The 24490-nt window shown below is 49.0% G+C and carries 30 protein-coding genes, 1 other RNA gene and 2 pseudogenes; 5 read left to right on the top strand and 28 right to left on the bottom strand.

Annotation, left to right across the window (positions count from 1 at the left end):
* Positions 1-11: 11 nt before the first annotated feature.
* Together copZ and csoR are read right to left on the bottom strand one after the other, a co-directional pair.
* A complete protein-coding gene (gene copZ / locus G9F48_RS08700; protein ID WP_015240581.1) occupies positions 12-218 on the bottom strand; it encodes a copper chaperone CopZ in 207 nt (68 codons plus the stop codon).
* Between the two features lie 75 nt (positions 219-293).
* Entirely contained in the window at positions 294-599 is a 306-nt protein-coding gene (gene csoR, locus G9F48_RS08695) for a copper-sensing transcriptional repressor CsoR (RefSeq protein ID WP_013353610.1), read from the bottom strand.
* Positions 600-737: 138 nt separating this feature from the next.
* Here csoR and G9F48_RS08690 point away from each other — a divergent pair, with 138 nt between their 5' ends.
* Positions 738-1778, top strand: a complete 1041-nt coding sequence (locus G9F48_RS08690; protein WP_165409361.1) for an oxidoreductase — start codon at positions 738-740, stop codon at positions 1776-1778.
* Positions 1779-1824: 46 nt separating this feature from the next.
* Here the strand turns inward: G9F48_RS08690 and azoRB are convergent, their stop codons facing one another.
* From azoRB to G9F48_RS08640, 10 genes are all read right to left on the bottom strand, one after another.
* Positions 1825-2460, bottom strand: a complete 636-nt coding sequence (gene azoRB, locus G9F48_RS08685; RefSeq protein WP_003151719.1) for an FMN-dependent NADH-azoreductase AzoRB — start codon at positions 2458-2460, stop codon at positions 1825-1827.
* A 194-nt stretch (positions 2461-2654) separates the two neighbouring features.
* On the bottom strand, positions 2655-3983 hold the full coding sequence (locus G9F48_RS08680) for an LLM class flavin-dependent oxidoreductase (RefSeq protein WP_165409360.1): 1329 nt from the start codon (positions 3981-3983) through the stop codon (positions 2655-2657).
* Positions 3980-4267 carry a glutaredoxin family protein gene (locus G9F48_RS08675; RefSeq protein WP_003151715.1) on the bottom strand — a complete coding sequence of 96 codons (288 nt, stop codon included), beginning with the start codon at positions 4265-4267 and terminating at the stop codon, positions 3980-3982. The genes G9F48_RS08680 and G9F48_RS08675 overlap by 4 nt, the downstream gene beginning before the upstream one ends.
* A gap of 11 nt (positions 4268-4278) precedes the next feature.
* Complete coding sequence (locus tag G9F48_RS08670) at positions 4279-5286, bottom strand: LLM class flavin-dependent oxidoreductase (protein WP_165409359.1); 1008 nt, start codon at positions 5284-5286, stop codon at positions 4279-4281.
* Positions 5283-6062, bottom strand: a complete 780-nt coding sequence (locus G9F48_RS08665; RefSeq protein ID WP_146284069.1) for an amino acid ABC transporter ATP-binding protein — start codon at positions 6060-6062, stop codon at positions 5283-5285. Before G9F48_RS08665 ends, G9F48_RS08670 begins: the two co-directional genes overlap by 4 nt.
* The gene (locus G9F48_RS08660; protein ID WP_077722846.1) at positions 6059-6766 is read right to left on the bottom strand and encodes an amino acid ABC transporter permease; all 708 of its coding nucleotides are present in this window, start codon (positions 6764-6766) and stop codon (positions 6059-6061) included. Before G9F48_RS08660 ends, G9F48_RS08665 begins: the two co-directional genes overlap by 4 nt.
* 15 nt (positions 6767-6781) lie before the next feature.
* Positions 6782-7504: an amino acid ABC transporter permease gene (locus G9F48_RS08655; RefSeq protein ID WP_025853845.1), complete on the bottom strand. Its 723-nt coding sequence runs from the start codon at positions 7502-7504 to the stop codon at positions 6782-6784.
* A 22-nt stretch (positions 7505-7526) separates the two neighbouring features.
* Positions 7527-8339: an amino acid ABC transporter substrate-binding protein gene (locus tag G9F48_RS08650; RefSeq protein ID WP_015387707.1), complete on the bottom strand. Its 813-nt coding sequence runs from the start codon at positions 8337-8339 to the stop codon at positions 7527-7529.
* Positions 8340-8364: 25 nt separating this feature from the next.
* Positions 8365-9177: an amino acid ABC transporter substrate-binding protein gene (locus G9F48_RS08645; protein ID WP_165409358.1), complete on the bottom strand. Its 813-nt coding sequence runs from the start codon at positions 9175-9177 to the stop codon at positions 8365-8367.
* Complete coding sequence (locus G9F48_RS08640; protein ID WP_003151702.1) at positions 9174-9713, bottom strand: GNAT family N-acetyltransferase; 540 nt, start codon at positions 9711-9713, stop codon at positions 9174-9176. The genes G9F48_RS08645 and G9F48_RS08640 overlap by 4 nt, the downstream gene beginning before the upstream one ends.
* Positions 9714-9865: 152 nt before the next feature.
* Here G9F48_RS08640 and G9F48_RS08635 point away from each other — a divergent pair, with 152 nt between their 5' ends.
* Positions 9866-10756: a LysR substrate-binding domain-containing protein gene (locus G9F48_RS08635; RefSeq protein ID WP_165409357.1), complete on the top strand. Its 891-nt coding sequence runs from the start codon at positions 9866-9868 to the stop codon at positions 10754-10756.
* Between the two features lie 38 nt (positions 10757-10794).
* Here G9F48_RS08635 and G9F48_RS08630 read toward each other — a convergent pair whose 3' ends face one another.
* The 8 genes from G9F48_RS08630 to G9F48_RS08595 form a co-directional block, all read right to left on the bottom strand.
* Positions 10795-11589 (bottom strand): SDR family NAD(P)-dependent oxidoreductase, encoded by a 795-nt coding sequence (locus tag G9F48_RS08630; RefSeq protein WP_165409356.1) that lies wholly within the window; start codon positions 11587-11589, stop codon positions 10795-10797.
* Positions 11590-11703: 114 nt separating this feature from the next.
* Entirely contained in the window at positions 11704-12009 is a 306-nt protein-coding gene (locus G9F48_RS08625) for a barstar family protein (RefSeq protein WP_165409355.1), read from the bottom strand.
* A gap of 75 nt (positions 12010-12084) precedes the next feature.
* Positions 12085-12447: a transfer-messenger RNA gene (gene ssrA / locus G9F48_RS08620) on the bottom strand.
* A 167-nt stretch (positions 12448-12614) separates the two neighbouring features.
* Positions 12615-13085, bottom strand: a complete 471-nt coding sequence (gene smpB / locus G9F48_RS08615; protein ID WP_029973572.1) for an SsrA-binding protein — start codon at positions 13083-13085, stop codon at positions 12615-12617.
* Positions 13086-13224: 139 nt separating this feature from the next.
* Complete coding sequence (rnr, locus tag G9F48_RS08610; protein ID WP_165409354.1) at positions 13225-15558, bottom strand: ribonuclease R; 2334 nt, start codon at positions 15556-15558, stop codon at positions 13225-13227.
* 18 nt (positions 15559-15576) lie between these two features.
* On the bottom strand, positions 15577-16317 hold the full coding sequence (locus G9F48_RS08605; protein ID WP_016937913.1) for an alpha/beta hydrolase: 741 nt from the start codon (positions 16315-16317) through the stop codon (positions 15577-15579).
* Positions 16318-16435: 118 nt separating this feature from the next.
* On the bottom strand, positions 16436-16666 hold the full coding sequence (gene secG, locus G9F48_RS08600) for a preprotein translocase subunit SecG (RefSeq protein ID WP_013353627.1): 231 nt from the start codon (positions 16664-16666) through the stop codon (positions 16436-16438).
* Positions 16667-16787: 121 nt separating this feature from the next.
* Positions 16788-16976 (bottom strand): helix-turn-helix domain-containing protein, encoded by a 189-nt coding sequence (locus G9F48_RS08595; RefSeq protein WP_095241444.1) that lies wholly within the window; start codon positions 16974-16976, stop codon positions 16788-16790.
* 195 nt (positions 16977-17171) lie between these two features.
* On the opposite strand from G9F48_RS08595, the pseudogene G9F48_RS19735 reads away from it, so the two are divergent.
* The 3 genes and pseudogenes from G9F48_RS19735 to G9F48_RS08585 form a co-directional block, all read left to right on the top strand.
* Positions 17172-17258, top strand: a pseudogene (locus G9F48_RS19735) (transcriptional regulator); the annotation flags it as partial.
* Positions 17253-17324, top strand: a pseudogene (locus G9F48_RS20055) (transcriptional regulator); the annotation flags it as partial. The pseudogenes G9F48_RS19735 and G9F48_RS20055, both read left to right, overlap by 6 nt.
* A gap of 81 nt (positions 17325-17405) precedes the next feature.
* Positions 17406-17723 (top strand): winged helix-turn-helix transcriptional regulator, encoded by a 318-nt coding sequence (locus G9F48_RS08585; protein WP_016937909.1) that lies wholly within the window; start codon positions 17406-17408, stop codon positions 17721-17723.
* Between the two features lie 83 nt (positions 17724-17806).
* Here G9F48_RS08585 and G9F48_RS08580 read toward each other — a convergent pair whose 3' ends face one another.
* From G9F48_RS08580 to G9F48_RS08545, 8 genes are all read right to left on the bottom strand, one after another.
* Positions 17807-19210: a sensor histidine kinase gene (locus G9F48_RS08580; protein WP_165409352.1), complete on the bottom strand. Its 1404-nt coding sequence runs from the start codon at positions 19208-19210 to the stop codon at positions 17807-17809.
* Entirely contained in the window at positions 19201-19863 is a 663-nt protein-coding gene (locus G9F48_RS08575) for a response regulator transcription factor (protein ID WP_016937907.1), read from the bottom strand. The genes G9F48_RS08580 and G9F48_RS08575 overlap by 10 nt, the downstream gene beginning before the upstream one ends.
* Positions 19864-19884: 21 nt before the next feature.
* Positions 19885-20655, bottom strand: a complete 771-nt coding sequence (locus tag G9F48_RS08570) for a lantibiotic immunity ABC transporter MutG family permease subunit (protein ID WP_165409351.1) — start codon at positions 20653-20655, stop codon at positions 19885-19887.
* The gene (locus G9F48_RS08565) at positions 20652-21386 is read right to left on the bottom strand and encodes a lantibiotic immunity ABC transporter MutE/EpiE family permease subunit (protein WP_165409350.1); all 735 of its coding nucleotides are present in this window, start codon (positions 21384-21386) and stop codon (positions 20652-20654) included. The genes G9F48_RS08570 and G9F48_RS08565 overlap by 4 nt, the downstream gene beginning before the upstream one ends.
* Positions 21383-22096, bottom strand: a complete 714-nt coding sequence (locus tag G9F48_RS08560) for a lantibiotic protection ABC transporter ATP-binding protein (RefSeq protein ID WP_165409349.1) — start codon at positions 22094-22096, stop codon at positions 21383-21385. Before G9F48_RS08560 ends, G9F48_RS08565 begins: the two co-directional genes overlap by 4 nt.
* A gap of 110 nt (positions 22097-22206) precedes the next feature.
* Positions 22207-22884, bottom strand: a complete 678-nt coding sequence (locus G9F48_RS08555) for an ABC transporter permease (RefSeq protein WP_165409348.1) — start codon at positions 22882-22884, stop codon at positions 22207-22209.
* Positions 22885-22902: 18 nt separating this feature from the next.
* The gene (locus G9F48_RS08550) at positions 22903-23820 is read right to left on the bottom strand and encodes an osmoprotectant ABC transporter substrate-binding protein (protein WP_165409347.1); all 918 of its coding nucleotides are present in this window, start codon (positions 23818-23820) and stop codon (positions 22903-22905) included.
* A 14-nt stretch (positions 23821-23834) separates the two neighbouring features.
* Complete coding sequence (locus G9F48_RS08545) at positions 23835-24488, bottom strand: ABC transporter permease (protein WP_014305838.1); 654 nt, start codon at positions 24486-24488, stop codon at positions 23835-23837.
* Between the last annotated feature and the right edge of the window lie 2 nt (positions 24489-24490).

Below are 24490 nucleotides of genomic sequence, written 5' to 3'. Positions count from 1 at the left end.
CGCGATAAACCTTATACGACGTCATACCCTTGATCTTCAATCGCGTCCTTTATATCTGATACGGAGACTTTGTTTTCATCAAACGTCACATCCACCTGTCCGGCTTCCAATTTCACCTGAACCGCCGTCACTCCGTTCAGTTCTCCCACTCCGGTCTCTACTGCTTTTACGCAGTGCTGACAGGACATGCCTTCGACTTGCAGTGTTTTTTGTTCCATGATGATTCCCTCCACGTCTTGTTTTTTCTTTTTTATGTTACCATACCCCTGTAGGGTATTTCAAAACATTTTATTTTACGATTTTGCGATTTTTTTCACGACATCCAGCAGCTCGGCAATCGCCTGCTCCCCGTTTCCGCTCTCAATGGCGCCGGCTACGCAGTGATGGGCGTGATCTTCCAGCAGATGAAACGCGACTTTCTGCATGGCCGCCTGTACGGCTGAAATCTGCACGAGAATATCCACGCAGTATCGTTCGTTTTCCACCATATTCTGAATGCCCCTGACTTGGCCTTCAATCCGTTTCAGCCGGTTCAGAATCTGGTCTTTTTCTTTGGCGCTTTTATGATTTAACGATTGATGCTCGGTATGTTTGTCCATTTTCCACCTCGGTTTTTTTCTTGGTTATCTTCATTATACAGACTTGAAAATCCGGTGTAAAAAATTTTCAACACACAAGTTTTACCAGTACACCCGCGGGGTATATATTGTTATCACATATCATGAGGGGGAAGTTCATTGAAAACGATACAGGTTGGCATATTGGGATATGGTTTGTCCGGGAAAGTCTTTCATGCGCCGCTTTTGGACGTCCTTGATGATTATCAGATCAAAAAAGTCATGACCTCCAGAACGGAGGAGGTCAGACGTGATCTGCCGGGGGCTGAAGCCGTGCGCGCGATTGAAGACATTACCGGTGATCCTGACATTGATCTCGTCATCGTTACGACACCGAGCGGAATGCATTATGAATCAGCGATGAAATGTCTCCTGGCGGGAAAACACACCGTCGTGGAAAAACCGATGACGGCGACTTCAGCAGAAGCGGAGGAGCTGAGAAGAACGGCTGAAAATAAAGGCGTCTTACTGAGCGTGTACCACAACCGGCGGTGGGACAATGACTTTTTAACGATACAAAAGCTGATTCGGGACGGGGCGCTTCAAGACATTCATACATATCAAGTCAACTACGATCTGTACAATCCGGTTGTCCAAGAAAGATGGCGCGAAAAAAGCGGACCCGCCACGGGAACGCTGTATGATCTCGGTTCACATATTATTGACCAGACACTCCTGCTTTTCGGAATGCCGGAATCCATCACGGCACATGTGATGAAACAGCGGGACAACAGTGAAACCGTCGATTATTTTCTGGCCGCGCTCCATTACGGCAAACTTCAGGTCATTCTTCAATCCGGCTCTATGAATGCGGCAAACGGCCCGCGCTATCAGATTCACGGACGGAATGCAAGCTTTATCAAATACGGAAAGGACGGACAGGAAGAGGCGCTTTCAGCCGGCCAAAAGCCGATTGACGAGAGCTGGGGCGCCGATGACCCTGACAACTTCGGAGAGCTGACAATCGCAGCGGATGAAAAACGGCATACAGAAACAATCCCCTCTGAGAACGGCTCTTACCTTACGTACTACAAACTGCTGGCAGACAGCATCTTAAACGGAAAACCGCTTCCCGTTACGGCAAAAGAAGGCATCGATGTCATCCGTGTCATTGAAGCGGCGATGAAAAGCAGCGAGCAAAAACGGACGATTGCCCTTTAATATAAAAAACCTCCCAGCCGTGTCAGCTGGGAGGTTTTTTTTAAGATCAGAATGATTTTCCGGCTTCTTTCGCGCGGGCAATCGCATCTTCTTTAATTTGCTGTGCTTTATTCGGTTCAGCATTATGACCTTCAACGATTAAACCGTCAAAAGAAGGAACGCCGAAGAAGTTCATCATGATGCCGATGTAACGGTGGCCCATTTCCATGTCAGCCGCCGGGCCTTCAGAGTAATAGCCTCCGCGCGCCTGAATGTGGAGCGCTTTTTTGTCAGTCAACAGACCGATCGGGCCTTGCTCTGTATATTTGAATGATTTTCCGGCTACAGCCACAGAATCAAGGTACGCTTTCATAACAGGCGGGAATGAGAAGTTCCAAAGCGGTGTGACGAATACGTATTTGTCAGCTGACGCGAATTGATCGCTCAGCTCGTTCAGACGGCCGACTTTCGCTTTTTCGTTTTCAGAAAGCTCTTCAAATCCTGTGCCGGATTGAAGTTTTCCCCAGCCGCTGAATACATCCGCGTCGATATGAGGAATGTTCTCTTTGTAAAGGTCGATATGTACAACCTCATCATTCGGGTTTGATTCTTTATAAGAATCGATAAACGCTTTTCCTGTCGCCATGCTGTAAGATGTCTTTTCATCATGAGGATGAGCAGTGATATAAAGTACTTTTGCCATTGTAAACAGCCCTTTCGTTTTCAAATTACACACACATTTATTATGAAATATGAATGTTTTTTTATACTGATCAGTTCTGTAATAATTATAGTTACAAAAAATTCTTTTCGCAACAATAATATCTCGAAATCAGTATATTTTTTAAAAAAGGCTGTAATGACGGGAATGGCAAGCAGCAGAAAAAGCAGAAACATTTAGTTTCTGCTCAAAATCGGATTTGGTTTGCAGATCGGAATATCCAACCCGAGATTCCCCCGCAGTGTATCCGCCGGATAGCTTTTTCGGTACAGCCCCTTTTCCTGAAGGATCGGTATGACTTGATCTACAAAGGCTTCAAGCATGCCCGGGATGTCAGAGTGAATGATAAACCCGTCCGCCGCTTCCCGCTGAAACCATGTTTCAATTAATGATGCCACACGTTCCGGTGTCCCGATAAAGTTCGTTCGCGGAAACGCGGCTTCGCGCGCCACTTGACGCAGCGTAAGATTCCGGGCTTTCGCCTCTCTTTTGATACGGTCTGTCGTGCTTTGAAACGCGTTTTTCCCGACGTCGCCCAAATCAGGAAACGGCTCATCCAGCGGAAAACGGCTCAGATCATAATCGTCAAAAAATCTGGCCACATATTTAACGGCGTTCTCTATCGGTATCAGCTCGGCGAATTCCTGATATTTCGCTTCCGCTTCTTCTTGTGAACCGGCTATAATCGGACTGATTCCCGGAAAGATCCGCAGCTTGGAAGCGTCCCGGCCGTAATCCGCCGCCCGCTTCTTCACATCATCATAAAAAGCTTTCGTTTCCTCAAGTGAATTGGAGTGCGTAAAGACTGCATCTGCATTCCTCGCGGCAAACGACCGGCCGGTTTCTGAAGACCCCGCTTGGAAAACGACCGGCTCTCCCTGTTTGGACCGGCCGATATTCAGCGGGCCCTCCACTTGAAAATACTCGCCTTTGTGATACAGGCGATGCAGTTTGTCAGGGTCAAAAAACTGCCCGGTTTCTTTATTGCGGACGAAGGCATCTTCTTCCCAGGAATTCCACAGACCGCGCACCACGTCCACATGTTCCTGGGCGATGGCGTAGCGCCGGCTGTGGTCGGGAAGGCTTTCTTTGCTGTGATTGCGCGCGGCTCCCGCCTGCGGAGAGGTGACGAGATTCCAGCCCGCCCTGCCGCCGCTGATATGGTCAAGAGACATCAGCTGTCTTGCGATGGTAAACGGCTCAGTGAACGAGGTGGAAAATGTGCCGATTAAACCAAGATGGGTTGTAGAGGCGGCAAGCGCCGATAAAATAGTGATCGGCTCAAACCGATTTAAGAAATGCGGGATGGACTTTTCAGAAATGAACAAGCCGTCCGCAATAAAAGCAAAGCTGAACAGCCCTCTTTCAGCGGTCTGCGCTTTTTGCCTGTAAAACGCCGCATTCGTGCTTGCTGTCGGATCGACGTCGGGATGACGCCAGCCGTCCGTTGTGCCGCCGACACCGTGAATCATGGCTCCGAATTGAATTAGATCCGTCCGGCTCATTTTCTCTCCCCCTTTTTCCCCTCGTAATCGGCAAGCGCCCGTTCTACATGCTCAATGCCGACTTGAGTAACGGCCTGATACACACGGCTGTCACCGCTGCCGATTTCAACGACGGGAACATGACGGATGCCGTACTTCGTCTGCAGCACGTCACGCAATTCGTCCCGCTCTGTCACATCAATTGTTTCGTATGCCACGGCTTTTTCCCGCAAATATCCTTTCACTTCATCACAATAGGAGCAGCCCTGTTTGCTCCAGACCACTACGTTTACTTCATGACTCATGTTCATCCCTCCTATAATTGTGGGGCCGGCTGCACCGCTTCGCTTAACAGCCGGTAAGACAATCGTTTTTCCTCAGCGTTTTTGATAGGCGACAAAATCACAAAATCGGTAATGCTGTATTGAACGGATAATCGTCGCAGCTCGGCGGCGGTCTCTTCTTTTGTCCCGGCAATCACACCCGTCTTTTGTGTGATCAGCTTATATGGCTGCGTGACTTGTTCAAGAAACGCTTCCGCTTGTTCCCGGGAACCGACATTCACCTTTTTGCCGTCTTCGAGAATGATTTTGACCGACTCACGCGATACGACGTGTTTTTCCGCTTCTGCTTTTGTATGCGCGGTAAATACCATCGGCGCAAGGTGAAATTCCGCCTTCAATCCTTTCGGCAGATGCTCGTCAAAGGCGTGGCGCGCTTTTTCTAACGCAGCCTCTTCACCGTTTATGAAATAGGCGAAAACGAAGGAAATGCCGAGTTTGGCCGCGGATATCGCGCTTTCCGCGCTGCCGCCGAGTAAAAAGATGTCAGGCGCATACTCAGTATGCGGCGTCGGCCGCAATGACGCGTAGCGGTGCGAGTCCGGAAAATCATTTCGGATGAAATGAGTCAGCTCCTCAAGCTTTTCTTCAAACAAACGGGCGGGCTGGATAAGCTCCCGCTGCAGCGCATCGGTTGACAGCTGAAATCCGCCGGGCGCTTTGCCGACACCGAGCGCCACACGGCCGGGAGCAAGGGCGGACAGAACCCGGAACTGCTCCGCCACTTTATAAGGACTGTAATGCTGCAGCATCACCCCGCCGGATGCGAGACGGATTTTTTTCGTGCTTGCGGCAAGATACCCCAGAACAATTTCCGGCGCTGATCCCGCTATCTCTTCATTGTTATGATGCTCCGCCGCCCAGAAACGGTCATATCCGTATTGTTCGGCCTCCTGAGCCAATTTCACCGTTTGCCGCAAGGCTTCTTCTGCGGTTTGGTTTTCCGCGGTGACACTTTGATCTAAAATGCTTAAACGAATCATACGACAGGCTCCTTTATGCGCTCTTTTATGTCATAACCGTAATCAGGCAGCACGCGGCGGAGGAACTTCTTCGTTCTTTCTTTTTTCGTCTTGTGAAAAACTTCCTCAGGCGTTCCTTGTTCCACGATTGCTCCTTCATCCATAAACACAATTCGGTCGGACACTCTTCTGGCGAATTCCATCTCATGTGTGACAATGATCATGGTGGCGCCGGTCCGCACAATGTTAAGCATCACCTCAAGCACCTCGCCGACAAGCTCCGGATCAAGGGCTGCGGTCGGTTCATCAAACAGCATCACATCAGGATGAATGGCAAGCGCCCGGGCAATCCCGACCCGCTGCTTCTGTCCTCCCGACAGTTGATTCGGATAGGCATGCAATTTATCCTGAAGCCCCACCTTAGCCAGTTCCCGCTCGGCAATGGCGTACGCATCTGATTTTTTCATTTTCCTTGCGACCGTCAGGCCTTCCATGACATTTTGAATCGCCGTTTTATGCGAAAACAAATGATATTGCTGAAAAACCATCGCTGTCTGTTTCCTCAATCTGAGAATGTCTTTTTTGGCAGGCTTTTTGCAGTTAATGACTTCACCGTGCAGCGAAATGGCGCCCTCATCCGGCCGCTCAAGTAAATTAAGGCAGCGCAGAAAAGTGGTTTTCCCGGAACCGCTCGGGCCGATGATCGTCACGACTTCTCCTTTCCGGACACTTAAATTGATCCCCTTTAACACGTGATGACTGCCAAAATGTTTCTGAATGTTTCGGATTTCGATCATAATGCGCCTCCTTGATATCTGGCCGCTCTTTTTTCCGCCAGACTGTTTACTGCTTCGAGAATCAGCGTTAATCCCCAATAAATCACGGCCGCCCCGATAAATGCTTCCAGAAACGCATAGTTATCGGATGCCGCAATCGTTGCCGTTCCTGTAATTTCAGGCACTGCAACAATTGCCGCGATGGAAGTGGTATGCAAAAAGCCGATGCCTATATTGGTGAAGTTCGGCAGCGATATCATGAACGCCTGCGGCAGAATTACGCGCCGAATCATCTGGCCCCGCGTCAGACCGATTGAATATGCCGCCTCCGCCTGCCCCGTATCGACGGCCATGATCCCGGATCGGAGAATTTCCGTCATATAAGCGCCTGCCGTTAACGACAGTGCCATGATGACAAACACGGCGACCGGAATCTGATTGGCCGACCAGCCGAGATGAAACGCGCGGCTGAATTGATCGGCAATCAGCGGAACCCCTAAATAAATCAGCATAATATGGAGAATCGCCGGGGTGCTGCGGAAAAAAGACACGTAAAACGCTGAGCAGGCCAGCAGCCATTTGATGCGGAATATACGCACCGTGATATTGCCGAGAGCTATGAAAAATCCGGCAATAATCGGAATGACCGTCATCGCCAATGTAAGCGGAACGGTTTTCAACATTTGTTTTATCGCAGTGCCGATAAATGGAATGTCCAGCTCCACTGTTCTCCCTCCTTTTCAGCCGTGCGCACTCATGTCAAAAACCGTCACAAGGCGCGTCTCATCTTTCTTGATTCGTTTTTCGGCCCATCTGAAGACACATTCAAATAAAAGGGCGGCCGCGTAATACAGAACAGAAAGCGAGATATACACTTCAAGAGAATGATTGCTCGATGTAATCAAGGTCTGTCCTCTGCCCGACATATCCATCACCCCGATCGAAAAAGCGAGTGATGTATCTTTTAAGAAACCGATCACCATATTCCCGATGTTGGGAAAGGCCTGCACAAGCGCCTGCGGCAGAATGATGCGCCGGAATGTCTGCCCCCCGTTCAGCCCGATGCTGAACGCCGCCTCCGCCTGCCCGCGGCCGACGCTGTTCACACCTCCCCTGATGATTTCGGCCGCTCTTGCCGCGCTGCTCAGCGCGTACGTGGCGATGGCCGCATACAAAGGGTCCATTTTAGAGGTATCAATTCCGGCGAGCGCCGTGAGCGCCGGAATGCCGTAAAATACAATGAACAGCTGCACCATGATGGGCGTTCCTCTGAAAAAAGAGATATACAGCTTCGCAAACTGATTCAAAACGGGAATGCGATAGATGCGGGGCAGCGCCAAAAGCAGCCCCAATAGAAAGCCGAACAGCAAAGACACCGCCAATATATACAGCGTGACGGGCAAATACCCGAGCAATGTCGGCACAAAGGAGGCGATCATACTGATATCAAACGCTTTTTCCATTGCCGGTCCCTCTCTTTTTCACTTAATATTGCTCCTTTGAATAATCCGCGCCGAGCCACTTTTCACTCAGCTTTTTGAGCGTGCCGTCATCAATGATTTCCTTGAGCGCTTTATCAATGTCATCGCTCAGCGTTTGTTCATTTTTGTTAAACATAAAGAACACTTTGGCATTTGACAGCACCCCGCCGACCGTTTTTTCTTTGATCGCGCTCGTTTTGTTTTGAAAATCGACAGCAAACGGCGTTGAAATCGTTGCATCGGCGCGGCCGGATTTCAGCTGATTGGCCGCATCATTTGAACCTTGGCCGGCATAGGCGATTTCAAACGGACTGCCGTGTTTTTCATTCCATTTTTTCAGCACAAGCGCGCCGTTTGACGTCGGACTTGTAATGACCCGCTTTCCTTTCAAGTCATCAATGCCGTGAATGTCCCCGTTATCTTGGAGCACCGTGATTTTCAGCGGGAAGTTGTTATACGCGACTTGATTGAACAGAAATTTTTTCTCCCGTTCGGCGCTTTTCTCCATTTGATGAGCCACGATATCGACTTTATGCTGGCCGAGGCTGACAAGCAGGTTGGAGAAATCCATCGTTTTAAAAGTGAAACGATAGTCCGGCAGGCGCCTGTCAAGCTCTTTCACCAGCTCAACGTCATAGCCCGTCAATTTGCCTTTATCATCAATAAAGCAAATATTCGGAAATTGAGTTCCCGTGCCGACCGTAATGTTCTTCACGTTTTTCTGATTGCCTGATGCCGCCTCCCCGCCCGCGCCGCAGGCTGATAACGCCGCCGTTGCCGCAATTGTTAATGACATGACCGCCAGTCTTATTTTCATGTGATCGCCCCGTTTTCTGCTTCAATTATTTCGTGAAACTTGATTTTGAATAATCCGCACCGAGCCATTTTTCACTCAGCCTTTTCAATGTACCGTCCTTCTCAAGCTTTTGAATCGCCCGATCCGTATCGTCCGCCAGCGTTTGGCTGTTTTTATTGAACATAAAATACACCTCGGTATCGAGCAGCACATCACCGACCGTCTTTTGTTTGAACGCGTGCGTCTTATTTTGAAAATCGACGGCAAACGGCGTGGATACGGTGGCGTCAGCACGTCCTGTCTCCATTTGGTTCGCTGTATCATTGCCGCCCTGCCCGGCGTATTTCAAATGTATCGGGCTGCCGTGGGTTTTGTTGTATGCCGTCATATAATCCGCCGCATTTGACGTCGCGCCGACGATGACGGTTTTCCCTTTTAAATCCCGGAGCGTGTGTATCGCGTCATTATCCGCCTTCACCGTAATGTACATCGGCGAGTAGTTATACGGGATTTTGTGATACAAAAAGCGTTTCTCCCGTTCCTTGTTTTTCGCCATATTGTGCGCGATCACGTCAATTTTCCGGTTTCCGAGACTTGTAAGCAGATTCGAAAAATCCATCGTCTTAAAGACAAATTTGTATTGCGGCAGCTGTTCATCAATGGCTTTCATCACTTCAATGTCATAGCCGGTCAGCTCGCCTTTTTCATCCATAAAAGCAATGTTCGGAAAATCAGTTCCCGTGCCGACGATGACGATCTGCACGCCGCTCCCCGCTTTCGTGCTTGCTCCTTGCCCGCACCCGGCCAGCACGCCGAGCAGCAGAAGCAGACAGCCGGCTCTGATCCGTTTTTTGATCATTGCGCCCAGCTCGGTGTGCCTAACAGCGACGCGTCAAACCGCTCCGGTATGAGCACCTTTCTCATCATAACTCCGATGTCTCCGTCTTTCTCCTGCTCAAAATACACTTCATATCCCCTCCGTCTGTACATATCTACAAGCCAGGGATGCTTGCGCGCCGAAGTGCCGAGCGTGATGGCCGGGGCCTTCAGCGTATCCCGCAGCACATGTTCCTCCACATAAGTCAAAAGTTTGCTGCCGATGCCCTGCCCCTTCAGCTCAGGAAGCGTCGCAAACCACCAGACAAACGGATATTTTGACGGAGGCGTGTCACTCTCCCACGGAAAACGGATCGTAATTGTTGAAAGAAGCCGTCCGTCCCGTTCGAGCACGACGGCTGAATGATTTTCAATATTTTCCGTTACCATATCGATGTCGGCCCGCGCCGACGGCCAGTCAATCTCCAAATTGCGGATCGGCTGAAACGCGCTGTACAGCAGCTCTAAAAACTCCGGCGCATCCTTTTTCTCAGCCAATCGAAATATGTCTTCACTCATTCCGGTCACTCTCCCCGCAAAAAATATATAATTCCAATTTGTTTACTAAGCTTTGATTGTTTATACTATAAAGCAAACTGATTTGTTTGACTAATCAAAAAAAGTAAAGGAAAGGTTCAAGAAAATTAATGAACAGCCGGGAGGGGATTTCGTTGGAATTACGCACCATTAAAACGTTTCATACCATCGTACAGTCAGGCAGCTTTTATAAGGCCGCCGAAATTCTGAACTACTCACAGCCGACGATTTCAATGCGGATTAAACAGCTGGAGCAGGATGTAGGCGCGCAGCTGTTTGAACGGGGAAAGAAGCTGAAGCTGACAAGGGCGGGGCGTCTGTTTCATGAGCGGGCCGGGCAGCTTCTCGCGCAATACGAGGTGCTTGACCATACTCTGGCCGATATCAGACAGGGCCAGGCCGGCCTTATTCAGATCGGCATATCCGAACCGACGGCAAGCCTGATCTTCCCTGCCGTGCTGCGGGGTTTCTTAAATGATTATCCGGACATGTCGGTCAATGTCAGCGTGGATGATGCCAATACATGCAGCCGCAAACTGCTGGAGGGCGCCATTGATTTTGCGGTATGCGGCGAGCCGGAGCTGATTCTGGAAAATTATTTCGATCCGTTTTTCCACGACTCGCTCAATGTCATCGTGTCAGACAGACATCTCCTTGCCGCCAAAGCAAGCGTTAATCTCGAAGATTTAGAAAATGAATGCCTGATTTTTACGCCCGCCAATTGCCCGATCCGGATTCAAATTGAACAGCACCTGCAGCGGGCCATCGGCAGCCGCTATCGAAAAATGGAGCTGACCAGCAGCATGGCTCACCAATACTATGTCAGGGAAAATATCGGCGTCTCAATCTTTACGGCGACGGCGCATTCAGAGCCGATCGAGGGCACGAAGGTCATTCCGATCCATAACTTAACAATTTCACCGCCGGTCGGGCTGTTGACAAACCAAAAAGAAGAGCATTTTGACTGTGCCACAAAAGATTTAATCAGCAGGATCATCAGCCGGTTTCAGCGTGATCCGCATTAAAAAAACCCCCGCTTTACGGGGGTTTTTGTATGTTCATCTTATATAATGCTCCGCACCAAGCCGCCATCGATCCGCAATGCAGATCCGTTAATGGCAGACGACAGCGGGCTGCTTAAAAAGGCGACAAAGTGGGCGATTTCTTCCGGACCGATCAACCGCTGAATGATCGACGTCGGACGATTTTCCTTCATAAATCGTCTCTCCGCTTCAGCCGCTGTCAGGTTTTCACCGGGGTAAAGCGACTCCAGCATCGTTTCGACGCCCTCTGTTTTCGTGGAGCCGGGCATGACCGTATTCACCGTCACATTCGTCCCTTCCGTGAGCTCGGCCAGGCTGCGTGACAGCGACAGCTGCGTTGTTTTCGTAGCGCTGTAATGAGCCATTTCCTGAGAAGGCATGACGGCCGCTTCACTCGCGATAAAAATCACCCGTCCTTCCTTCCGCTCAATCATCCGCTTTGCATACCGGCGTGTCAGCCGCACGCCGCTCATGATATTCACCTCGAAAAACCGGAGCCACTCTTCGTCAGGAATATCAAAGTATTCCGCAGGTTCAAAGATTCCTAAATTGTTGACGAGAATATCCACATCCGGATACTGCTGAAAAATCGCGCCGCATCCTTCCGCCGTGCCTAAATCAAATGCGGCCGGATAGAGACGGGCATCCGGCGTCTGTTTCTCTAGTTCCCGGATCGTTTCGTTTACCTTTTCTTCACGGCGGCCGTTAATGATCACGGCCGCACCTTCTGCAATCAGCGAAGCCGCAATCGCCTTCCCGATGCCTGACGTAGATCCCGTCACAAGCGCCGTCTTCCCTTTCAACTGCAAGTCCATCATCCATTCCTCCCTATCGTAAGTCTCTTCTTATATATGGACAGAAATCGAAAGCCTGAAACCTTCCGTCCCTATTATCGTGTAGAAAAATGGATGAGGGGAAGTACGCACTTTTTAGTGCCTGTCCGTTGTCCCGGCTGACGGCTGATCAATTTGAATGAAAAACTCACCATCTAATTCTGCCTGAGCCTTTTTTAATATCCTTAATACATCATCAGCATCCGAACCCAATTCCTTCTGACTGATCTCAAAATTCTTCCACACCAAAGTCAGCGGATATTCTATCCAGCCTGTCAGACAATCCCATAAGGCATTCAGATTTTCACCATAAAAGTCCGGGAAATCTAATTGATCTTTTAAGATTCGGTGTAATGCTTCTGTGCTTGTAACATCTTTTCCGTCTATGATGACGATTTCCATTCACATTCACTCCTTTATTTCGGCATGAAAAAACCGCAGTGCGGTCATGTGACGGCACTGCGGTTCCTCTGTTATGTATGGAGACGGTGGGAGTCGAACCCACGTCCAGAAACATCGATTACTTAAGCGTCTACGAGCGTAGCCTGCATATTTCGTGTTTCACTCGTCTTCATGCCTGCGGGCGGGCCTTCCGAGAGCTAGTCTGTCAGTCTCTTCTTACGTTCTCAGACGGGAACGCAAGCGTAGCCTACTTGGATGTGCTCTTCACGGACACATAGGCAATGTCAGGAAGAGCTCGCTGCGTTTATTAGGCAGCTAGTGCTAAGTTTTGGTTAAAACTTTTAGTTTTGCCAGTTATATTTAGGTGCGTGTTAACGAGATCGCCTCTCGGCTCGCAGCTCAAGCTCGATCCATCCCTGTCGAATCCGTAACGTCCCCTTGTTAAGGGTATACGGGAGATCTATCAAGCTCTTGCTCAACTGGCTGTACTGTTATTATACCATGATCACAGGCAAATTCAATTGGGAATATCTTCAATAAACGGCCTGTGAATCTGATGTGTGAACAGTATAGCACAGGGCTGTCATCACATCAAGGCTCAGGCATCAGAAGCCTTTTTGTCTGTCTCTGAACGCTCTTTCGATTTCTCTTTTGGCGTCTTTTCGTTTTAAATCATCACGTTTATCGTATGTTTTCTTCCCTTTTCCGAGGCCGATTAACACTTTGGCGAAGCCGTTTTTCAAGTACAGCTTCAGCGGCACGAGGGAATAGCCTTTCTCTTTCGTCAGGCCGATCAGCTTATTGATTTCTTTCCGGTGCATCAAAAGCTTTCTCGTCCGGAGCGGGTCGTGGTTATAGCGGTTTCCCTGCTCGTACGGGCTGATGTGCATGTTGTGGAGGAACACTTCGCCGCGCTCGATTTTCGCAAAGGAATCCTTCATGTTTACGCGGCCGGCGCGGATGGACTTAATCTCCGTTCCCTGCAGCACGATGCCTGTTTCATAGGTTTCTTCTATAAAGTAGTCATGATTTGCTTTTTTGTTTTGCGATAATACTTTGCCTGATCCTTTTGGCATGCCTTATCCTCCTCTCTCCGCAAAAACCGTTCATGTGTGCGATACGCTTTATTTTAGCAAATGGAGCGTTCCGCGACAATGAAAATGCGGCTTGCGAAAGAAAGCAAACAGAGCATTATGCCCCATTTGCTTTTCGCATTTACTTCTTCTTTTTGCGTTTTTGTTTCGGCGCGTTTTGGAAACCGCGTTTTTTCTTTTTCTTCTTCGGTTTTGTAAACCATTCCCCTTTTTCCTCCGATTTCGGCGGTGAAGCCGGGGTATTGCTGTTTAACACGCGTTTCCGCGCCGGTCTGCCTCGTTTTCTGCGGTCGCCTGTTGTTTCTCTCGGACGGCGGGTGCCTTTCATGCCGACAATTTCAAAGTCGATGTTTCTCTCATCTTTATTGACGTCGACGACTTTGACCGTGATTTCGTCACCGATCCGGTAAACGTTGCCCGTGCGTTCGCCGATCATGGCGAAATGCTGCTCGTCAAAACGGTAATAATCATCCGTCATAAAGCTGACGTGCACAAGCCCTTCAATCGTATTCGGCAGCTCGACGAACATTCCGAAGTTTGTGACGGAACTGATCATGCCGTCAAATTCCTCACCGATTTTATCAAGCATATATTCCGCTTTTTTCAGATCGTCCGTTTCCCGCTCTGCATCAACGGCGCGCCGTTCCATCGTTGACGTATGGTCAGCGATTTCCGGAAGGCGTTCGGCCCACTTTTCCTGAGTCGCTTCGTCCGATTGTCCGTTGATCAAATACGTTCTGATCAGCCTGTGAACGATTAAGTCAGGATAGCGGCGGATCGGCGATGTGAAGTGCGTATAAAATTCAGTCGCCAGCCCGAAATGGCCCAAGCTTTGCGGATCGTATTTCGCCTGCTTCATGGAACGGAGCATGACGGTTGAAATCACCGTTTCTTCCGGACGGTCCCGCACTTCGTCAAGAATGCTTTGCAGCGCGCGCGGATGAATGTCTCCGGCTTTCCCTTTGACGATATAACCAAATGTCGTGACGAACTCCAGGAACTTTTGCAGTTTTTCGGTGTTCGGCTCTTCGTGAATCCGGTAAATAAACGGCACGTTCATCCAATGGAAGTGCTCGGCCACCGTTTCGTTTGCCACAAGCATGAATTCTTCAATCAGCTTTTCCGCTACTGAGCGCTCTCTGATGACGACGTCTTTTACGGCGCCTTCCTCATCGACGAGCACCTTCGCCTCTTTGAAATCAAAATCCACGGCGCCGCGGTCCATCCGTTTCGCCCGGAGAATTTCCGCCAGACGTTCCATGTCTTTAAACATCGGGACGAGCGGCTCATACCTTTCTTTCAGCTCGGCGTCGTCTTCTGTGAGAATCCGGTTGACATCTGAATAGGTCATTCTTTCCGTCGTTTTAATGACGCTTTGGAAGATCTCGTGCTCTGTCACCTGTCCCTGCTGGTTGATTGTCATTTCGCAGGAAAGTGTCAGGCGGTCGACCTTCGGATTTAAAGAACAGATCCCGTTAGACAGTCTGTGCGGGATCATCGGAATGACCCGGTCAACCAAGTACACGCTTGTCCCTCTTTCCAGCGCTTCTTTGTCAATCGGGGAATTCTCCGTGACGTAATGGCTGACATCAGCAATATGGACGCCGAGCTTGTAGCTGCCGTTATCAAGCTTTGTTACAGTGACGGCGTCATCCAGATCCTTCGCATCCGCGCCGTCAATGGTGACAATGACCTGATCGCGGAGATCACGGCGGTCTTTGATGTCTTTTTCATCGATGGTATCGGGCGTGCTTGTTGCCTGCTCCATCGCTTCAGCCGGAAAATCTCCCGGCAGGCCATGCTTATGAATGATTGATAAAATATCGATGCCCGGATCATTTTTATGGCCGAGTATTTCAACGATTTCTCCTTCGGCGTTCATTCTGCCTTCAGGGTAGCTTGTCAATTTGACGACGACTTTATGGCCTTCCGCAGCGCCGTTATTGGCATGTTTCGGAATAAAAATATCACTCGTGATTTTCTTATCATCCGGGATGACAAAGCCGAAGCTTTTCGTTTCTGTGTATGTGCCCACGACGCGGTCGATGCTTCTTTCCAGGATGCGGATGACCGTGCCTTCCTGTCTCGATCCGCTTGACTGGGAATTGAGCCGGACCATGACGATATCGCCGTTCATAGCCGTATTCAGCTCATTCGGCGGAATAAACACATCGCTTAAAGAGGTATCCTCCGGCAATAGAAACGCGAATCCCTTTGCATGCGCGGAAATTTTTCCTTTTACTAAATTCATTTTTTCCGGAAGCCCGTAGCGGTTGCTTCTGGTGCGGACGATCTGTCCGGTCTCCTCGAGCGCCACCAGCGCTTTAACCAGTTCTTTAAATTCTTCGGCTTCCGTGATGTTCAGCATCTCCTCAAGTTCCTGAACGGTAAGGGGCTTGTACGCCTCTTCCTTCATAAACGCGAGAAGACGGTCCATAAACGCTTCTTTTTCCATTATCCGACCTCCTGTTTGTTACCAATCGAGTTTCTCTAAAAATTCGTACACATCCTGATGAACGAGGTCCCGTTCTTTGTCCAGCGTAATGACATGTCCTGACTCTTCATACCATTTCAGCTGTTTGTCGTCCGTTTCCACCTCGTTGTAAATGATGTCTGCACTGTCTGTGTTAATCATATGGTCATGCCGTGCCTGAACCACAAATGTCGGGGAATAGATCATGTCGACGTTTTTGCGCACATCGGCAATCAGCTCCTGAAGCGATTTGAGCGTATTCATCGGCGTTTTTTCAAACTCCTTCATTTCCTTTTCAATCTGCTCCGGCTGTTTTCCTTCGAATTTTTTATAATTGCGCGCGTAGGAGAGAACTCCTTCGTACATAACCTCTTCACTTTTAATGTGCATCGGAGCACACATAGGAACAATTCCCTTTATGGGTACAGTGTAACCCAATTTCAATGAAAAAACCCCGCCAAGCGACAGTCCGCAGGCCGCAATGTTTTCATAGCCTTCAGATTGTAAATATTCATACCCGTCCATGACGTCTTTCCACCAATCTTCTGGTCCCGTATGTACCAGCTCTTCCGGCGGAACGCCGTGCCCTTTATATTGAGGCGCGTGACAAGTGTAGCCGCGCTCATTCAAGTAGCGGCCGAGCATTCTGACGTCTGCCGTATTTCCCGTAAACCCGTGCAGCAGAAGCACCGCCTTGTCTCCGCCTTTAAATGTAAATGGTTTTGGTGTCACAATTTTCATGCTCATAACCCCTTTTTTGCACATTCAATTTAGTTTTCCACAGTTTTGCGAGAAACAAACGCCGTCTCTCAACAAGAAAAAGGCCTGATATTAAATCAGACCTTATACAAACATTGCCTTATACGATATACGCCAGCGAAATCGTCAACACGAAAAACAAGACTGCCAGCACAACGGTTGTGCGGTGAAGAATCAGATCAAGACCCCTTGCTTTCTGTTTTCCGAAAAGCTGCTCCGCCCCGCCTGAAATCGCACCCGATAAACCGGCGCTTTTGCTGGATTGAAGCAATACGACAATAATAAGTGCAATACTGACGATAACCAATAAGGTAATCAATAAAGTGTGCATCCCATACACCTCCAGACTGACTGGCCTACATTGCTTCTATTTTACATGAAAAGCAAAGGCATGTCACGCCGTATCGGTGCACATCATGTCAGAAAAACGGAAATGCAATTTGAATCTTTCATCACCGTTGACTTTTGTCAACAAAATCGTAGTAAAAAAGATCTTCAAACTTCATGTCAAAGTAATAGAGCATCTTTCCGATGACCAGCTGGCCCGGCCTCCGCTCTCCATTCAGTACACGGCTCAGTGTGGCGGGAGATATTCCGATCTCCAGGGCGAGCTGGTTTAACGAGTAGTCATTATTGACCATATACTGCAGCACATAATCTCTTCTGATCTGTATCTTTTCGACCACTTTCTTCACCTTCCGTTCTGTCAAATACTTTCTTTCTTATACATAAGATACGGCTTTTGTTAACTTTTGTCAATACTTTTCCAGCCTGACTATTCCCTTTAGTCAATAAACATACTAGAATATAATTAGACCGCGGGAGGGGGAGAGACTGTGGAAAGCTTCGGGAAACAATTACGGACATTGCGGGAAAAACGGCATCTGACAGTGAACCAGCTGGCAACGTATTCAGGCGTCAGCAAATACTTTGATTTTATCGCGGCTGAAGCGAAAAAGCGCTCCCCGGATTCCTCATCCTCTTTTTGATCCTCTCCTCAACTTAACAAGCGCCAGACGTACGTTCCCTCCGATTTTGCGGTATAATAGCAGAAGACGAGGTGAAAAAGCATGAACCAATCAGAAATGTGCCCCAGATTCGAAAAAGCGGTCGACATCCTAAGTAAACGCTGGGTGGCTCTAATCGTCTTTCAGTTATTGAACGGACAGCAGCGATTTAGCGAAATTGAAGCGGCGCTTCCGAATTTAAGCGGAAGAGTCTTGTCAGAACGTCTGAAAGAACTTGAAACAGAAGGTGTGATCAAACGGGATGTTATCCCCGAAACGCCTGTCCGTATTGAGTATTCTTTAACGAAAAAAGGCTGCGCATTAGCCCCTATTTTAGAGGAAATTTCCAAGTGGTCTTCAACATGGATTGATCCTTCCTGATAAACGCTTTTCCGCATAAGCGGCTGATCTCTCAAACGGACAGCCGTTTTCATTTTGCCTTTCTTACACAGGAAAACAAGCCCTCATGCGTGCAGGGCTTGTTTTTGTCTGATGCCTTCCAGCGGAATTCGGATTTCCGCACGGGCTCCGCCAGACTCTTGATTTTCAAGTGTTAATTCGCCGTGGTGAAGATGCACGACATGATGGGCGAATGTAAGCCCCATGCCGTGATGCCCCGCCGAATGTCTGCTTTTATCCTCCGTGTAAAAAAGCTGTGTCGCCCTTTTCAGCGCTTCCTGCGAAAACCCGCTTCCGCTGTCGGATACGGCAATACTGAGTGCGGTATCGGTGCATAGGACGTCCACACGGATTTCTCCTCTTTCCGGCGTATAGTCGACGGCATTCGCCGCGATATTCATGACCGCCCTGCGGAGCAGTTCTTGATCAATCGGCGCTTCTTTTCGGTCAATGCCCCGCTCACTGAGGACGAGATCAATCTGTTTCGGCCCCGCAAGCGCCGCCGCGTCACGATATATGTTTTGAGCCCACTCTTTGAGATCGGTATATTCCAGATGAACGGCAACTGCCTCCTCCGCTTTAGAAAGCTGAATCAGCTGCCCGACATATTGCTCGATTTTGTTTCCGGCATCAAGGATATACTGCGTGTATTCCGTCTGCTCCTCATCAGGTTCTGTTAACTGAAGCAGCTCGGCATTTCCTTTAATGATCGTTGCCGGAATTTTAATATCATGCGCAAGCGCGCCGATCTGTTCCTTCTTTATCCGCTCCGCCTCCCATTGCGCCGCCAGAGATGCCTGAAGCGCGTCTTTCATTTTCAGCAGAGAGTCAATGACATCGTCAAATTCCTTTATGCGCGGCCTTTTGGGATTGATATTTAAATTCTGTTTTTGAATGCTTGCCGTAATGGAGCTGAGTGTGCTGAAATGCCGTCTCAGCTGATTGGCGAATCGCGTCGTCACGATAAACACAGTTAAAAGAAGCAAAGAGATCAGAACCGCAAGACCCGTCCATTCATAATTCGGCAGATAGCGCCTTAGCAGCGGCGACTGAAATTCCGACCTGAGTGAATATTGGAGAACGCCGTATTCATTTTTCCGATCAACCACCATGAATCCTTTTTGAGCATAATTAAAATACGGCTGATGCTGGATCTTTTTTCTGGCGCTGATCGCGTCTTGTTCCGTCATCGTTCCTTTCGTCATCCGCTTTGTTTTTTTATCAAAAACGGCGTATGTCATACCATCGGGGATCATGTCTTCTGTTATCTTTTCCGCCGATTTCAGGCGGGGCTTGATCTGTTCCGCCTCATGCTCGCTGTAATTTGCCGGCAGGATTGCTCCGGCATTCAGGGCAATGGCATTTAAGGCGACGCATAATGCCGCCACCCCCATCGTGCTCAGACACAGTGTGATGGTGAATTTGACAAGCTCTTTGCGGATGCTGGATTTTCCTTTTGCTATTCCCATTTGTATCCGACACCCCACACCGTTTTGATCGGATCAGCCCCGTGTTCTTTACATTTTTTCCGGATGGTTCTGATAAACTCCGTAATGGTTGAATAGAGCGCATCGCCGTCTAAGCCGTACACTTCCTCGTAAATCTGCTCCCGTGAGAATGTTCTGTTTTTATGCTGTGCCAGAAATTCTACGATTTTATATTCATTTTTCGTAAGAGGCAGTTTCCGGTCATCAAACCATACTTCTTTATTATCAAAATCAAACATGAAGCCTGATATCAGACGTTTTGTCTGACGCTTTTCCCGCTGTTCCCTTCTGACATGCGCGTTTACCCTTGCCATCAATTCCTGTACGCCGAACGGCTTTGTGATGTAATCATCAGCGCCTGTCATGAGGCCTTTCACAATGGATTCTTCGTCAGATTTTGCCGTTAAAAACAGAATCGGGCTGTCCACCAGCGGCCGAATCCTCCGGCAGAGTTCAATTCCGTCGGTTCCGGGCATCATGACATCAAGAAGAATCAAATCATAGCCTTGAAAAAAATCCAATGACTGATCTTCCGCTTTTTCCAGAATCGTTACTGTATGCTGATCACGCTGTAAAATGTTTCTGATCAGAACGAGAATATCTTTTTCATCATCTACCGCTAAAATGTTTGCCACCGGCCGAATCGCTCCTTGCCTTTATTCATATGAACGCCGCCCTTCCCATCTTCTGCACCAATGGAGGCCGGCCAGACATAATATCACTATAGAAAAATATAACATTATTTCTCCGAATCTCATATCGTATCTCACATAAGGGAGAAACTCTTTTTTGACTTTGTCAAAATGCAGCAGTCCTGCAAGGCCCGACAGCCGCACGCTCCATGCCCACGGGAAAAAACGCCAGATGACATCGCCTAATCCCGTATTCATCAGCGCCGCCATTAATAAACCCGCTCCCCCTAAAAGCCCGGACGGTCCCATGCCGTACTGTATGCCGACAAAAAAAGAAATCATATAAAGCGGAATACTGCCGGCAATCAGCCACGCCCCTCCCTTTAAAAAGAGAAAGTACGGAAGGTCATTGATGTGAAGAACAAATTTCATCCCCGCCAAATAAAGACAGATGGCAAGACCTATCGATAACACATTCAAGAGCAGCAATAGAAGCAGCTTGCCCGCAAAACTGACGATTTTCGAATGCGGAACCGCCAGCATCATCTGAAAATGACCCGCCTGTTCCTCGACGGAGGCAGACATGCCGCAGACAATACTGATGATTAAAGGGTATAAAACGGCAATCACGTTGAAGAAGACGCTGTACAGCACATAAGGCTCCTGAATCCTTCCATACATATACAACAGGAAAAATCCCGCGCATAAAACCGGCGCCGCAGCATGCATCCATATGAGCGGCGTGCGCTTCATTTTTAATACATCGGCCCACATATATCGTAAAAGCACGGTCATGACCGGTTTCCCCCTTTTGAAAAAGACACTGCGGAAATCAAACTTATTGCGATAAAAGAAAGGATAGAAAGAATAATAGCCGGAAAGATCACGTTTCCGTTTAATAAGCCGCTGTCTGCGGGAAGCGGAATTCCGTTCGGATGGATCCCGAGAATCGGTGACATCACCCGGACTGACCAGCTCCACGGACTCAGCCACCACAATGAACCGGACGCCGGCACAATACCCAAAACAAAAGCGGCGATCATATTCACGAGAATGACTGCCGCAAATCCGAACTGCCTGGCAATCCATAAGCACAATGGGATTTCCCAAAGCGTCGTCAGCCATAAAAGGAAGCCTGCTTCAACGCCTTTCAGCTGCAGCGCAGCAATTGCCGGAAATACAAGGCCAAATAAAAACATGATGATGAAAAAGACGATTTGCGACAGGAGTGAATACAGCGCGATCAAGCTTATTTTTGAGAGCCATATGCTTTTTAAATCTGCCGGCAATGAGTACACCGCGCGGTCATTCGCAGATTTTTTCTCTTTTTTAACAGATAAACCGCACATTAGAGCAATCATGAGCGGCATGAAAATAACCGCCCACCAATTGAACGTGCCCGTCATAAAATAGGCGGCATTCAGCAGAAAAGAAAAAGCCGTGTTCAGAAGCGGAATCAGAATGATGAGCTTTCTGATAAATGTTCTTTTCGATGTAAGATGTTCCGCCTGCATGTACTGAATCATTTCCCAGTCCCCGCTTTCTCCCGTGTTGATTTGACAACCTCCAGAAACAGCCGCTCCAGATCGTCTTCCCGGCTGATTTCTCCCTGATATCCCAAAACGCCGTCACTGATGATTCCGATATGGTCTGCGATCTGCTCGACTTCTGATAACAGGTGGCTTGATAAAATAACCGTCATTCCCTGTCCGGGCAGGGAGCGGATAAATTCCCGCAAATCCTGAATCCCCATCGGGTCCAATCCGTTTGTCGGCTCATCAAGAATTAAGAGCGACGGACGGTTTAATAATGCTAACGCAATGCCGAGACGCTGTTTCATTCCCATGGAAAATTGTCCGGCGCGCTTTTTTCCGGTTCCCGTTAATCCCGTAATTTCCAGCACTTCCGCAATTCTTGAATCAGGCAGTCCGAGCATCACGCAGCGGACTTTCAGATTTTCAGCGGCTGTCAGGTTGCTGTAAAGCGGCGGCGCTTCAATCAGGGAACCGATGCTTTTCAAATCTTCGCGCTTCCATGTATGTCCGTCGAACAGAACCTCGCCGGATGTTTGCTGCAGCATGCCGGTCAATATTTTAAGTGTCGTTGATTTTCCCGCTCCGTTCGGACCGAGCAGGCCGTATATACTGTTGCGTTTAACCGATAGAGACACATCAGCCGCTGCCTGTTGTCTGCCGAATGATTTTTGCAGCCGTCTCGTTTCTAAGATGTTGCTCATATGATTACCCCTCTGCTTTGTTATTTGATGTGTAAGACTTTACAGCGCAGTTATCAAAATTTAATCAAGAAATCAAAAAAAGCATCCTTCACGCGGAAGAATGCTTTTTTTCATGAGGCTGAGCGTACGATCAGCTTTCTTTTTTGTTTTTTCACAGGGCTGAGGGCTCGTTCCAGCCACGCCATCAGCAGGTCTGCGGCTACCGCCATCAGTGCGGTCGGAATGGCGCCCGCCAGAATAATGGCGGTTCCGTTTGTCGCGTTCGAGCCTCTGACGATCATATCGCCGAGACCGCCCGCCCCGACGAAGGTGCCGATCGCCGTGATGCCGATGGCAATGACGAGCGCCGTTCGGAGACCCGCCATAATGACGGAAAGCGCAAGCGGCAGCTCCACCATACGAAGGATTTGGTATTTCGTCATGCCCATCGCTTTTCCCGACTCGAGATAAGCGTGCTCGATATTGATAATGCCTGTGTGCGTATTTCTGAGAATCGGCAGCAGTGAATACAAAAACAAAGCCGTGATGACCGTATTGGCGCCGAGTCCCATGACAAGCATCAGGACGGCGAGCATCGCAAGCGCCGGAACGGTTTGAATCACGTTCGCCACAGCAAACACCCAGCCGGCGAGACGCCCGTGCCTGGCTGTCACAATTCCGGCCGGAATAGCGAAAACGGCGGCGAAAACGACGCCGTACGCCGACATGAGAAAGTGCCGCCAGCACTCATACAGAACATAGCTGCCGTTTTGAGCGTAATACATAAACAGCTCTTTCATCGTGTCCATCCGCACATCTCCTTTCCGTTATTCAAAGTAATGATGTTTTTCTAAATATTCCTTGGCCACGACGGACGGCTCTTTTAATCGGCCGTCAACTTCGTAATTCATTTTCTGCATCATCTTCGTATCAATCGCGCCGATCATTTGATTGATCACGCCCTCCAGTTCGGGATGCTCTTTTAATACATGATCCGGAACGACGGGTGAACAGTCATACGGAGGAAAGAACCGCTTATCATCCTTCAGCGTTTTCAGTCCGTAAGCGATGATTCTTCCGTCGGTGGAATAAGCGAGCGCGATATCCATCTTTCTGCTTTTCAGCGCGTCGTATACGAGGCCGATCTGCATTGGATACGTGCCTTCAAATGACATTCCGTATGTTTTCATAAAATCCTGATATCCGTTGCCTCTCAGCTTCATCCAATAGTTATCTACGCCGAATTTCAGATGAGACGCTTCTTTTTTGACATCGGATACCGTTTCTAAATGATACTTGCTGGCAAGCTGTCCGGAAACGGTAAAGACGTATGTATTATCAAAGCCGTAAGAATCAAACCATTTCATGTCATATCTGTTTTGAAATTCACGCTGAACGAGCCGCAGCGCTTTGTCCGGGTCTTTTTCCGGCTCCATGCGAAGCGTCCCGGTCAGCGCGTCTCCTGTATAGCGCGTCGCGGCGATATCAATATCACCGTTGACCAAGGATTGCTGCTGTACGGCGTTGGAGCCGAGATTTTTAATAACGGATGTTTTCAACCCGCTGTGATGTTCGATCATCTGTCCGAGCATGCTTGCGATGATTTCCGATTCGGTCATGCTTTGCGCGCCGATTTTAATGGTGTCCTCCGATGCGGCGCTCAATCCCGGGAGCGAGCATCCGCCAAGGAGCAGCATGCCGAGACAGACGATTGCGAGCAGCCGTTTTTTGCATCTATTCCCCATGAGAGACCTCCTCCTTATGAAGCGTCCTTTATGCTTTTCAGCCCGTCAGGCGTGACTTTCCGTTCTGTCATCCCCAGCATGTAATCGACGGCGGCCGCCAGCATCGTGACCGGAACGGCGCCTGCGATAATATACTCCGGCTGATAAAGGTTCAAGCCGATAAAAATGTAATCTCCCAGCCCGCCTCCGCCGATAAAGGAGGCGAGCGTCGCCCAGCCGATTAAATAAATCGAAGACGTTCTGATGCCCGCCATGATGACCGGAGCGGCAAGCGGGAGCTCTACAAGCCTGATCTGCTCCCATGCCGTCATGCCGATTCCTTTTCCCGATTCCAGAAGATGCCGATTGACGCCGAGAATCCCTGTATACGTGTTTCTGAGAATCGGCAGCATGGAATAGAAAAACAGCGCCGCAACGGCCGGGACCTTTCCTACGCCTAAAAGCGGAATAAAAAACGCAAGAATGGCAAGACTCGGCAAGGTTTGAATGATGTTGACGATGCCGATGACGGCGCCGGCTCCTCTTTTCATCCTCGTCAGCAGGACGCCGAGCGGAACGGCGGCGAGAATGCCCGCCATGACGGCGATTAATGAGATGTACAGATGCTCCCATGTTTTATAAAGCATCTCTCCTCCATTTGCCTGTAAAAATTGCACGGTCTGATTCATAT

This window comes from Bacillus sp. EKM420B, from assembly GCF_011065565.1.
In the GTDB taxonomy this organism is placed as follows: domain Bacteria; phylum Bacillota; class Bacilli; order Bacillales; family Bacillaceae; genus Bacillus; species Bacillus velezensis.
Note: the sequence above shows the minus strand (reverse complement) of the source record. Positions and strands in the feature narration are given on the sequence as shown.